The organism is Vibrio lentus, from assembly GCF_002875945.1.
In the GTDB taxonomy this organism is placed as follows: Bacteria; Pseudomonadota; Gammaproteobacteria; order Enterobacterales; family Vibrionaceae; genus Vibrio; species Vibrio apostichopi.
The window spans coordinates 1-12,552 of the sequence record NZ_MCZK01000158.1 but is presented as its reverse complement, the minus strand read 5'-3'; the positions used below and the strand labels follow the sequence as shown (position 1 = coordinate 12,552).

General features: G+C 45.3%; 10 protein-coding genes and 1 tRNA gene. 1 reads left to right on the top strand and 10 read right to left on the bottom strand.

The features are described 5' to 3' along the window. Positions 1–63 precede the first annotated feature (63 nt). Positions 64–1,335 (top strand): HlyC/CorC family transporter, encoded by a 1,272-nt coding sequence (locus BCT49_RS19870; RefSeq protein ID WP_102437670.1) that lies wholly within the window; start codon positions 64–66, stop codon positions 1,333–1,335. A 124-nt stretch (positions 1,336–1,459) separates the two neighbouring features. On the opposite strand, the gene luxS is transcribed toward BCT49_RS19870, so the two are convergent. From luxS to BCT49_RS19820, 10 genes are all read right to left on the bottom strand, one after another. Beyond that, the gene (luxS, locus tag BCT49_RS19865; protein ID WP_017079953.1) at positions 1,460–1,978 is read right to left on the bottom strand and encodes an S-ribosylhomocysteine lyase; all 519 of its coding nucleotides are present in this window, start codon (positions 1,976–1,978) and stop codon (positions 1,460–1,462) included. Between the two features lie 24 nt (positions 1,979–2,002). Next, positions 2,003–2,653 carry a hypothetical protein gene (locus BCT49_RS19860; protein ID WP_102437668.1) on the bottom strand — a complete coding sequence of 217 codons (651 nt, stop codon included), beginning with the start codon at positions 2,651–2,653 and terminating at the stop codon, positions 2,003–2,005. Between the two features lie 10 nt (positions 2,654–2,663). After that, on the bottom strand, positions 2,664–4,232 hold the full coding sequence (gene gshA / locus BCT49_RS19855; RefSeq protein WP_102437666.1) for a glutamate--cysteine ligase: 1,569 nt from the start codon (positions 4,230–4,232) through the stop codon (positions 2,664–2,666). 99 nt (positions 4,233–4,331) lie between these two features. Continuing rightward, complete coding sequence (locus tag BCT49_RS19850; protein WP_102382997.1) at positions 4,332–7,190, bottom strand: M16 family metallopeptidase; 2,859 nt, start codon at positions 7,188–7,190, stop codon at positions 4,332–4,334. Between the two features lie 9 nt (positions 7,191–7,199). Continuing rightward, a complete protein-coding gene (locus BCT49_RS19845; RefSeq protein ID WP_102437664.1) occupies positions 7,200–7,661 on the bottom strand; it encodes a YqaA family protein in 462 nt (153 codons plus the stop codon). 6 nt (positions 7,662–7,667) lie between these two features. Continuing rightward, positions 7,668–8,621, bottom strand: a complete 954-nt coding sequence (locus tag BCT49_RS19840) for an NADP-dependent oxidoreductase (RefSeq protein WP_102437662.1) — start codon at positions 8,619–8,621, stop codon at positions 7,668–7,670. A gap of 171 nt (positions 8,622–8,792) precedes the next feature. Beyond that, positions 8,793–9,923: a sodium ion-translocating decarboxylase subunit beta gene (locus BCT49_RS19835; protein ID WP_004735495.1), complete on the bottom strand. Its 1,131-nt coding sequence runs from the start codon at positions 9,921–9,923 to the stop codon at positions 8,793–8,795. A gap of 9 nt (positions 9,924–9,932) precedes the next feature. After that, positions 9,933–11,717: a sodium-extruding oxaloacetate decarboxylase subunit alpha gene (gene oadA / locus BCT49_RS19830; protein ID WP_102437660.1), complete on the bottom strand. Its 1,785-nt coding sequence runs from the start codon at positions 11,715–11,717 to the stop codon at positions 9,933–9,935. 31 nt (positions 11,718–11,748) lie between these two features. Continuing rightward, positions 11,749–12,006 carry an oxaloacetate decarboxylase subunit gamma gene (locus BCT49_RS19825; protein WP_010435831.1) on the bottom strand — a complete coding sequence of 86 codons (258 nt, stop codon included), beginning with the start codon at positions 12,004–12,006 and terminating at the stop codon, positions 11,749–11,751. A gap of 374 nt (positions 12,007–12,380) precedes the next feature. Continuing rightward, positions 12,381–12,457, bottom strand: a tRNA-Arg gene (locus BCT49_RS19820). Between the last annotated feature and the right edge of the window lie 95 nt (positions 12,458–12,552).

The following is a 12,552-nucleotide window of genomic DNA, read 5'->3' as shown; positions in this document are numbered from 1 at the left end:
TTGACATCTCGACCATGTTCGGTCATAAATTAATCAAGATACACAAATAGGAAAAGAATAGTTTTGGACGACATATCAACGGGTATCTTATTTGCGCTACTCGCGTGTCTCATCGTAATTTCTGGTTATTTCTCTGGTTCTGAAACGGGCATGATGTCCCTGAACCGCTACCGTTTAAAGCACTTAGCCAGTACGGGCCATAAAGGTGCCAAACGCGTAGAAAAACTTCTGAGTCGCCCAGACAGATTGATCGGCCTCATTCTCATCGGCAACAATCTCGTCAACATTCTTGCATCTGCGATCGCTACGATTCTTGGTATGCGTATCTATGGGGATATCGGTGTTGCAATCGCAACCGGAGCCCTAACCCTAGTGATCCTCGTATTTGCTGAGGTTACCCCAAAAACCATCGCCTCACTTTTCCCAGAACGAGTGTCTTACGCCAGCAGTATTCTATTAATGATACTGATGAAGGTGCTGTCGCCACTGGTTATCTTGGTTAACTTTATTACTAACGGTTTCATACGTATCCTAGGTGTCAAAGCCAGTCATGATGCGACCGACCATTTGAGTTCTGAAGAGCTTAGAACCGTAGTAAATGAAGCGGGAACCCTGATACCTCAGCGTCACCAAGATATGTTGGTGTCTATTCTAGATTTAGAGCACGTCACCGTGAATGACATCATGGTGCCGCGTAATGAGATCACCGGCATCGACATCAATGATGATTGGAAATCGATCGTCCGTCAGCTCACTCACTCTCCTCATGGTCGTGTCGTGCTATACCGCGATCAGATAGATGAAGTGGTTGGTATGCTGAGGCTGCGTGAAGCTTATCGCTTGATGCTTGAAAAGAACGAGTTCAATAAAGAGACACTGCTGCGTGCCGCAGATGAAATCTACTTTATTCCTGAAGCGACGCCACTCAACATTCAACTGCTTAAATTCCAACGCAACAAACAGCGCATTGGCTTGATCGTCGATGAGTATGGCGATATCAACGGCTTGGTCACGCTAGAAGATATTCTTGAAGAGATCGTGGGCGAATTTACGACTTCTATTGCACCGAGCTTATCTGAAGAGATCACTCCACAGAGTGATGGTAGCTTTTTGATTGAAGGCAGCGCCAATATCCGAGATATAAACAAAGGCTTGCAGTGGAAATTGCCAACTGACGGCCCAAGAACACTCAATGGCCTGATATTAGAACATCTAGAAGATATCCCAGAAAGTCACCTCAGTGTTGAGGTTGCCAGTCATCCGATGGAAATCGTTGAACTCGAAGAAAACCGCATCAAGCTAGTACGCGTGTTTCCACAGGTAGCTAACGGGTAATCGCGACTCGAAAAAAAAACAAAAGGCCCGGTTCATTGAACCGGGCCTTTTAGTATCTAACTCGCTCTTTCTCTAAAGTAGGATGTATCTAGAGTGAAGCGTATTCAAAGTGAACTAACAATGACTAGTCGATTTTAAGCTCTTGAAGCATCGACTCTGGCAGTGCCAGTTCATCATTTTTGTTTACAGAGATACCAGCAGCGATGATCGCGTTGGCGATATCTTTCGCTTCATCCAAAGAGTGCATTGCCGCAGTACCACATTGGTATTCGTTCAGCTCAGGGATCTTATTTTGATTCTCAACTTTCAGCACATCTTGCATTGCTGCTAACCAACCGTCTGCGACTTGTTGCTCTGAAGGCGTACCAATCAAGCTCATGTAGAAACCAGTGCGACAACCCATCGGTGAAATATCGATGATCTCTACATCTGAACCGTTCAATTGATTACGCATGAATCCAGCATATAGATGCTCTAGAGTATGGATACCTTTTTCAGATAGGATATCTTTGTTTGGTGCAGTAAAACGCAGGTCAAATACCGTGATGGTATCCCCTTTTGGGGTTTGCATTGTTTTCGCAACACGAACTGCCGGGGCGTTCATGCGTGTATGATCAACAGTAAAACTATCTAATAAAGGCATTGCTATTCTCCATGACGGTTGGCTTTAGAAAAACCAACTTCGATTGTCTTCTAGTTCTTTGCGGCACTGTTTAAGTTGCCAGCCATAATCTTTTGCTTGCTGCTCGACTTTGCGGGCCACCTTAATCAAAGATGGTTTGCTGTTATACGATTTACGCTTAAAACCACCGCGACCTTCATGATAAGCCAAGTACTGGTTATATGGGTCCCAAAGTGAAACCCCTAGCTGACGACGCGTCTCGCTGGTGTACCAGCCAATAAACATCAGTGCATCGTCAAAGTTGGTTCTTGAACCACCATTGTTGGTTGCCTTCTGGAAATCTTCCCAAGCAGGATCTTGAGCTTGTGCATAACCATAAGCACTGCTCACACGACCCCATGGAATGAAACCCAAAATGTAGTCTTTTGGTGGGCGCGCATCATGACGAAAGCTACTCTCTTGTTTAACAAAAGCCATCGCTACGTTGATGGGCGTTCCCCACTCTTCTTGCATATCTAACGCATCTTCGTACCACGAAGGGTGCTCTCTAAAGATACTACAGATGTTACTTTGCTCTTTAGGCGGTGGTGTTGCACAGCCAACCAATAGGCTAGAGACAACACCAACAGTCACTACGGGCAGCCACTTTCCACTTACACGAGTGGACGGGCCTAATAAGGCTTGCTTCCTTTCCACCGAAGTCTCGCTATGCTTTTAAATACGAAAAATAATCCGTTAAGAAGCTATCAAAATCTTGCGCGCTTGCTTCTTCACTTTGTTGCTGAGCAATCATTGAGCGTTGAACTTCCGCTTCCATCAACTCGGCTGAGTAAACTTTATATTGGTGTGCTTTGTGTTGTTGAGCGTAGGTTTTTCCTAGCGCACAACCGACTTTACCCAAACCACCTAATCTTTTAGTCTCTTCAAGTAGCTGACCAGAAATCGTTAATTCTGGGTTATCGATCCAAGTTTCAAGCGTATCGCATGTTTCTTGGTATGCACGGCCACCTTGCTCTGCGTCCATCATTTCGGCAATAGAGCGTAGGTCTTTGAAGACACGCTTCGCCCAGTCTTGCAGAGACAGTCTTTCGCCATCACAACCGATTTTCAGCTCTAAACCAACTTGACGACCTTCTAAGATCACCTTGTTCCAGTTATCACGCCAGCATTCAAGTTCGCAGTTATCCATCTCAGCAGAGTCAGTTAACACACTCCAAGTTAGGAATAAATCTAAGAAGCGAACTTGTTGCTCATTGATACCAATTGAGCTGAATGGGTTTACGTCTAAAGAGCGAACCTCGATGTACTCGACACCAGCACGAGCTAGTGCTTCAGATGGCTTCTCACCACTTTTAGCAACACGCTTAGGACGAATTGGCGCATAAAGCTCGTTCTCGATTTGAAGAACATTGCTATTCAACTGACGGTATTCACCATCAACTTTAGTACCGATTTCAGCAAATTCTTCCGATGGTGTGCGAATCGCTTGGTTCAATCCCTCTAGGTACTGGTCTAGGCTATTAAAGCCAATTTTCAATACACTTTGAGCACTGTTGGTGTAGCCAAGATCGCTCAGACGTAGCGCCGTTGCTTTTGGCAGATACAGCGTCTCGCCAATCTTTTCAAAAGGTAGCTTTGTCTCTCTTCCTTTGATGAAAGAAGGACATAGTGCAGGTGAAGCACCGAAGAAATAAGGAATTAACCAGCCAAAACGGTAATAATTACGAATCAAACCAAAGTAAGCATCGGACTTAGATTCACAACGCGCTTCTTCGGTTTGCTCTCCAAACAGGCTATCCCAAAAACTATCCGGGAAAGAGAAGTTGAAGTGAACACCTGAAATAATCTGCATCAGGCTACCGTAACGACGTTTTAGGCCTTCACGATATAGCGTCTTCATCTTGCCGTTGTTAGAGGTGCCGTATTGCGCTAACTGAATGTAATCTTCACTGCCTACATAACAAGGCATAGAAAGAGGCCACATCTTTTCGCCATCTAACTTGGTTTGTGTGAAGTGATGGATATCAGACAACTGATTCAAAAGCGTCGGGACGTCGTTAGAAACAGGCGTAATAAACTCCAGTAGCGACTCAGAAAAATCGGTCGTTACCCATCCGTTCATCAACGCAGATCCCAAAGCCTTTGGGTGCGGCCCAGTCGCAAGATGCCCATCTTCCGTGTAGCGTAACGTTTCCCTTTCAACACCACGACCAAATTGAGAGAAGGTCTTAGGGTTGGTTGCAACTTGCTTTAGTCGCGCAGCAAAATCAGTCAAAATTTAGTTCACTTATCTTATATCGTTCTGATTAGAACTATCATAAATTAGGTCGGAGGAGAAAAATAGAGTCTTTTCCCTCCCCCTTTAATGTGTACTCTAACGAATGATTTCAAGCTCTTCTATTGGAATATCTAACTTTTCTAGTTGAGGACGAAGCGAAGCCGCGTCACCAACAACAATTATTTGATAATCATTCGGGTCAAACCATTTCTTAGATAGCTCGTTTAACGTCTCTTTTGAGACCGTTTCAACTATCTGATTACGTTGTTGCAGGTAATCTTCGTCAAGGCTCAGCGCAACAATATTACTCAACAACCCGGCCTTTTGACTTGGTGTTTCGTATTTAAGCGCATCTTGTTGACCGACGGCAAGGCGCATAAATTTCACCTCTTCGTCAGTTAATCCACTCTGACTAAATTCATTTAGCTCTGAGATAAACTCTTGAATCGATGGAACCGTCGCATTGGCTCTCACTTGAGCACTAAATACTACCGCACCAGTTTCACGTGTACTCGCGAAGTAACCGCTCGCACCGTAAGTGTAGGCTTTATCCTCACGTAGATTCTGGTTGATACGGCTATTGAAGTTACCGGCTAAATTGAAGTTAGCCAACTGGCTCAAATACAACTCACCCGTCGCATCAAAAGGTAAACCTTTACGCACCAAACGAACAATACTTTGTGGCGCACCTGGTTTATCTACTAAGTACAGATGTTGTCCTGAAAGCTCTTTGATGATCTGCGGACGCGTTAGTGGTGCCGCATCGCCTTGCCACTGTTCAAAGAATTGTAGCTGTTTCCCCACCTCTTTCTTCGAGATGTCTCCCACAACAACAATATTGGCACCTTCTGGTGTGTAATGTTGGCCATAGAATTTTTTCACGTCATCTAAGGTAAGTTGCGATAGAGACGCTTTCGTACCATCGCTTGCTCGAGCAAAAATACTGTCACCAAATAGCACTTCACGGGTTGCTTGAGAAGCCATCCAGCTTGGTTGTTGATGCTGATAGACAACACCTTCAAGCATCTGCTTCTTCACGCGTTCAAAGTCTTGCTCATCAAACTTAGGCTCAAACAGAACCTCTTGTACGATCGCTAAGGTTTGAGGCAGGTTTTTCTCTAGCGTTGAAACCGAGATATCCGTGGTATAACTTCCAGCGCTAATGCTGACACTGCTACCTAGCTTATCTAAGGTCGCCTGTAGCTCTTCAACCGTGCGTTTCGTCGAACCTTCTTCCATCATAGAAGCCGTTAAGTTCGCTAGGCCTTCTTGCCCTTTACGAACATAGCGTTCGCCTGCAGGCAGTTGAATTTGTAGCTGTACTGTCGGCGTTTCACTGGTCACGGTACCAATCAAGTCAGTGCCATTCGCAAAGTGCATGCGATACAGCTCAGGCATGGTCGCTTCAACACCAAAGTTAACTTCTGGCATCACACTGCGATCAAATGTGTTGGGTGCTTTTCTGAAATCAAGCTGATCCTCAGTGACCTTAGCGTATTCAGGTAACGTACGATCTGGAGTGGTGAATGTAGCTTCACGAACCGCGAGATCGAGCTGCTTCTTAGGAACAACACTCAAGGTAACCTTATGCTTACCCTCAATAAATTCTTGGTAGGCTTTACTGACGCTTTCGGGTGTTACCGCTCGAATTTGATCGAGTTGCGATTCAATACGATCCGGTTGACCATAGAAGGTCTGATTCGACGCCAGCTGTGACACTTTCCCTTTGACACTTTGCAGAGCGAAAACCGCATCCGCTTCAGCCATACCGGTAATTTGGTCTAAGCGCTCTTGTTCAACACCCTCTTTCGAGAACTGTTCTAAGGTATCCATCAACTCTTTGTTAAGAACCGTCAAATCACCTTTTTTACCAGAGTCACCCATCGCATAAACATACATGGTACAAGCCAATTCAGCACAGTCATGGAATGAACCTGCACTCACCGCTTTTTGCGTCTTAACCAAGTTTTGATATAGGTAACTGTTGGTACCCGAACCTAAAACATTAGACAGTGCATTTAGCGAAGCTTGTGTTTCTTCACCACGATACGTCGTTGGCCAACCGACCAGTACCATCGGCTGACGAATATTATCTTTTAAGGTGATGTACTTATCTTCAGTCAGCACTGCAGGTTGTTTCTCAGCAGCCTTAACTTCAGGGCCTTGAGGGATAGGACCAAAGTACTTGTTAACCCACTCTAGCGTGTCATCAACATCGATATCACCACCGATAGTCAACACCGCATTATTTGGGCCATACCAGCGTAGGAAGAAGGCTTTAAGATCATTCACATCCACACGGTCTAAGTCTTCAACATAACCGATTGGTTGCCACGAATACGGGTGTCCTTCAGGGTAAAGCGCTTCTCCCATTCGTTCCCACATCAAGCCGTAAGGGCGATTTTCGTAGCTTTGAGCTCGCTCGTTCTTAACCGTGCCTCTTTGAACTTCAAATTTCTTCTGAGAAACCGCATCCAACAAGAAGCCCATACGATCCGATTCCAACCACAACATTTTCTCAAGTTGATTAGAAGGAACGGTTTCAAAGTAGTTGGTACGGTCACGGTTGGTGGTGCCGTTTAACGAGCCACCCGCCTCGGTAATGATCTTAAAGTGCTGTTGGTCACCAACGTTCTCAGAACCTTGGAACATCATGTGCTCAAAGAAATGAGCAAAGCCTGACTTACCAATCTGCTCACGTGCAGAACCTACGTGATAAGTAACATCAACATGCACCAGTGGGTCTGAATCATCTGGAGAAAGAATCACGGTCAGGCCATTTTCAAGCTGATATTTCGCATACGGAATCACGACTTTATCTTTAGAAGGCTTAACTTCTTCTAATAAGGTGACACCTTCAGGTAGCGAAGAAAAGAAGGGGGTTGAGCTAGGTACATTGTAAGAACAGCCAGCGATGGCGATAAGAGAAAATGTACCAAGTAAAACCTTTTTCATAGGTTCTCCTTAGAAAAAACCGAAGTAGATAGCAGCAAGTAAGGTGTAGCGAGCGGCTTTGCCAATCGCTATCAAAATAACGCTAGGGATAAATTTCATTCTCAGCCAGCCCGCAGCCAGACACAAAGGATCACCAATGATGGGTAACCAACTAAATAACAGTGTCCAGTAACCATAACGGCTCAGCCAAGCCATAGCCTTATGACCATGCTTTTCAGATTGAGTTCGATTAGGCAACCACAAACCAATCCAATAGTTGGTCAGGCCGCCTAAGGTATTACCAAGTGTCGCTAGCAAAATGATCGATGATGTTGAAAACTGATCCAAGCTCAATGCCGCAACCAGGCTTGCCTCTGAACCGCCGGGCAATAACGTGGCACTCAAGAAGCCACTAATGAAGAGTACCCACAGCGCTGAGTCAGAGAACCACAGCGCTATGTTTTCAAACAGAGAATTAAAAAACTCTAGCACTGCCTATCAACCTTCTTGCATTTTAAGTAGTACCTTGCCTCTGGTATGTCCGGTTTCAACCTGTAGATGAGCTGACTGCGCTTCGTCTAACTGGTAGATCCCTTGAATTTCTGTTTTGAGCAATCCGACACTGACCATGTACAGCATGGTGTCCATTTGCTCTGGGTTTGGCTCAACCAGCATACCTGACGCAGTAAAGCCTAATAATGTTGCTTTTTCACAGATCAATTCAGCAGATAAAGTTGGGACTGTCACGACTCTCGCGCCATCTTTTAGACACTTCAATGCATCGAGAGCGGTGTCGCCACCAACCAAATCAATCAGCACATCAACATCAGATACTCTTTCTGATGCTGGCGCAAACTTATAGTTAATCGCATGAGCGCCTAGCGTTGCTAAGTAATCAAGGTTCGCTTCACTACAAGTTGTATAAACCTCAGCTTTAGCTGCCACTGCGATTTGAACCGCTAGATGACCAACACCGCCTGCGCCCGCTAAGATGAGTACGCGATCGCCCTCTTTCACTTCAGCTTTGTTGAGTGCCTGTGCTGCCGTTTGGCTGGCTAGTGGTAATGCAGCTGCCGCTTCTAGAGTCACTGAATCAGGAACCATGCTTAATGCCGCTTCTGGGACACACACATATTGGCTGTAACCGCCGCCTTGCAATGGGAAGCCAATAAAGCCGGCTACGTTATCACCAACAGTAAAACGCTCTGCCTGTTCGCCTAGCGTGACAATTTGCCCTGAAATATCGTAACCAAGCACCCAAGGAAGGTTATCTTTGTTCTGTGCTGCAGCCCAACCAAGGCCAGCACGGGTTTTGACATCAATCGGATTAATGCCTGAAAAAGAAACTTTAACCACGACCTCCCCGGCTTTAGGCTCAGGAATAGCACTGGTTTGAATACTTAGGTTTTCGACGCCGCCGAATTGAGTAATCGCAATCTGTTTGTTTTCCATTTCCACATTTCCTTGATTGATAAAAGCCCTAGTGAGCAAACACCCTAATTGATAAAAAGAAAGGGATGCGAAAGCATCCCTTTGACTATAAACCATTTAATAAGGCGAAGTTAACCGCTCATTCGTAAATTGACGACCAATTAACGTAACGATACATGACCCAGCAGTCCATTAGCCAACTAGTGCTAATAGAATACCGGCGGCAACCGCACTACCAAGTACACCTGCCACGTTCGGCCCCATCGCATGCATCAACAAGAAATTCTGAGGGTTTGCCTCAAGACCGACCTTGTTTACAACACGAGCTGCCATAGGAACCGCTGATACACCGGCTGCGCCAATCAATGGGTTAATATCTTCTTTAGAGAAGCGATTAAGTAGCTTAGCCATTAATACGCCACCCGCCGTACCTATACTGAACGCCACCGCACCTAAACCTAAAATACCCAGTGTCTCTAAGTTTAAGAACGTATCCGCTTGAAGTTTAGAACCAACACCTAGACCTAGGAAAATAGTCACGACGTTAATCAGTTCGTTTTGAGCTGTTTTTGAAAGACGATCAACCACACCCGCTTCACGCATTAAGTTACCTAAACAGAACATACCCACTAGAGGTGTTGCTGAAGGTAGGAACAGAATCGTCATCAGTAGTACAGCAAGCGGGAAAAGGATCTTCTCAGCTTTACCAACGTGACGTAACTGCGCCATTTTAATCTTACGTTCTTCAGGCGTCGTTAACGCTTTCATGATTGGCGGCTGAATAATAGGAACCAACGCCATGTAGCTATAAGCCGCTACCGCAATGGCACCTAATAAATCAGGAGATAACTTACTCGCCAAGAAGATCGCGGTTGGGCCATCGGCACCACCAATGATCGCAATTGACGAAGCATCAGCCATTGAAAATTCCATTCCTGGAACATAGTTCAGCAAGATCGCACCAAATAGCGTTGCGAAGATACCAAACTGAGCCGCAGCCCCTAGCCATAACGTTTTAGGATTAGCAATCAACGCACCGAAGTCCGTCATTGCACCAACACCCATAAAGATCAGCAGTGGGAAAATACCCGTTTCAATACCAATGTAGTAAACGTAGTAAAGCAAACCACCTGGATCAGTAAACCCAGCATTTGGAATGTTTGCTAATACGGCACCAAAACCAATTGGCAGTAGAAGTAACGGTTCAAATCCTTTACGAATTGCCAAAAACAACAGTAAGCAACCGACCAACATCATACAGATCTGGCCGAACTCAAAGTTAGCAATACCTGTTTCAGACCATAAGGTCATCAATCCTTCCATGGGACTCCCTTACGCTAAGCTTAGTAGTGGAGCGCCTACAGTAACTGCATCGCCTTCTTTAACATTCAACTCTTGAACGATACCACCACGAGCAGCACGAACTTCGGTTTCCATCTTCATCGCTTCCAAGATCAGTAGCACATCACCTTCAGCCACTTCAGCGCCCGGCTGAACGATAACTTTGAAGATGTTGCCCGCTAACGGAGCTGGAACGGCTTCTGCATCAGAAGCCGCAGCTGGTGCTGCTTGAGCCGCTTGTGCTGGTTTCGCTGATGGAGATACCGATGTCAGTTCACCTTGAGGGCCAACTTCAACATCATAAACCTGCCCGTCAACCTTCACGCTGTAGCTTTCAATGCTACCAGAAGCTTGTACCGGAGCTGTCGCAACTGGAGCCGCTGTTTCTAACGTTGGTGCAGGCTCAAATGCTTCAGGGTTACGGCGATTCTTAAGGAACTTAAGACCGACTTGTGGGAAGAGTGCGTATGTAAGGACATCATCGACAGTATCTTCAGCTAAAGAAATGCCATCTGATTTCGCTTTTTCTAAAAGGTCCGTCGTTAACGTATCCATTTCAGGCTTAAGTAAATCAGCAGGACGACACGTGATTGGCTCAGCACCATCTAGCACTTTCGCTTGCAGTTCAGCATCAACCTCAGCAGGAGCTTGACCGTATTCGCCTTTCAGCAAACCCGCAGTCTCTTTAGTTATGCTCTTATAGCGCTCACCAGTTAAGACGTTGATTACCGCTTGAGTACCGACGATTTGAGAAGTCGGTGTTACCAAAGGAATGTAACCCAACTCTTTACGTACGCGCGGGATCTCTTCAAGCACTTCGTCCATACGATCGGCTGCGCCTTGCTCTTTAAGCTGACCTTCCATGTTGGTTAACATGCCGCCAGGAACTTGAGCAATCAAGATGCGAGAATCCACACCTTTTAGCTGACCTTCCCATTTCGCGTACTTTTTACGTACGTCGCGGAAGTAAGCCGCGATAGGTTCGATCTGATCAAGCTTAAGATTGGTGTCGCGCTCTGTGCCTTCTAGCATAGCAACAACCGTTTCGGTTGGCGTATGGCCGTAAGTACAGCTCATAGAAGAGATTGCGGTGTCTAGAATATCAATGCCAGCCTCAACCGCTTTAACGGCTGTAGCGGTTGATAGACCCGTTGTCGCGTGGCTATGCAGCGCTAGAGGTACATCACAAGACGCTTTGATACGAGTGATTAGCTCTTCCGCTTCATAAGGCTTTAATAAACCTGACATATCTTTGATACATAGTGAATGACAGCCTAGGTCTTCCAAGCGCTTAGCGAGATCAACCCATGTATCTGAGTTGTGAACTGGGCTGGTTGTGTAAGACAACGTACCTTGAGCGTGGCCGCCAACATCAATCGTTGCTTTCACTGCCGTTTCAAAGTTACGAACATCATTCATCGCATCAAAAATACGGAATACGTCCATGCCGTTCTTATGGGCACGTTCAACAAACTTTTCAACTACGTCATCCGCGTAGTGACGGTAACCTAATAAATTTTGACCACGCAGTAGCATCTGCATTGGTGTGTTTGGCATCGCTTTTTTTAGCTCACGCAAACGCTCCCACGGATCTTCTCCAAGAAAACGGATACACGAATCAAACGTCGCTCCACCCCAAGTCTCTAAAGACCAGTAACCGACTTTATCCAGTTCTGCCGCAATAGGCAGCATATCTTCGATACGCATACGTGTAGCAAATAGTGACTGGTGCGCGTCACGAAGTACCACATCAGTGATAGCTAGTGGTTTAGACATGCTCATAAACTCCTTTTTAATCCTTTAAATGCTACTTAGCAGTAGACGCACGGTATTGGTGAACCGCGGCCGAAATTGCTGCCACTACCTGTGGACTAACAGCAGAAGGGTTTGATTGTGATTTTTTAATTTTTTTAGGTGCTGCGATCGGTTCAGGTACTTCTTCTGGTACCAGTTTTGACATCAACCGAACGAGGTAAACTAGAATAGTTAGGAAAATAAAGACAACGGACATTCCCGTTATCATTAGAGTTGCTGCATCTCCTAGCAGGCTTCCAATATTAGTCATGTTGCTTCCTTTCTTCGTCATCCTGACATAGGTGCAGGATTTCAGCGAATAGTGATCCCGACCCATGGATTATCTCGATTGGTAAAAGTTTGTCAATTTTGTTTAAGGTTCTGTTACGGATAACGCACACATAAGGTTAATTATTCGCCTATCAGATCACATAAATCTGTCAAATGAGTCATTTTTAGATATTTAAACTGTGACTTAAACGGGGCTTTTCGGAGAAATGATATGAGAAAGGTAGAATAACAAAGAAGCAATCAAGAATTACTTTAAATACAACAAGTTAAAAAAACTTAAATTTAACATTGTTGCAACAAATTTACAGCAGGCATAAAAAAAGCCTCGTAAAAACGAGGCTTTCTCTAATAATGTGGTGCGCCCTGGAGGATTCGAACCTCCGACCGCCTGGTTCGTAGCCAGGTACTCTATCCAGCTGAGCTAAGGGCGCAACGGTTTCGATATTGAGCATAAGCTTGAGATAATAAAGCCAAACTAAACATTCAACATCAGGATTAATGAAAACCCTAAATAGTGGTGCGCCCT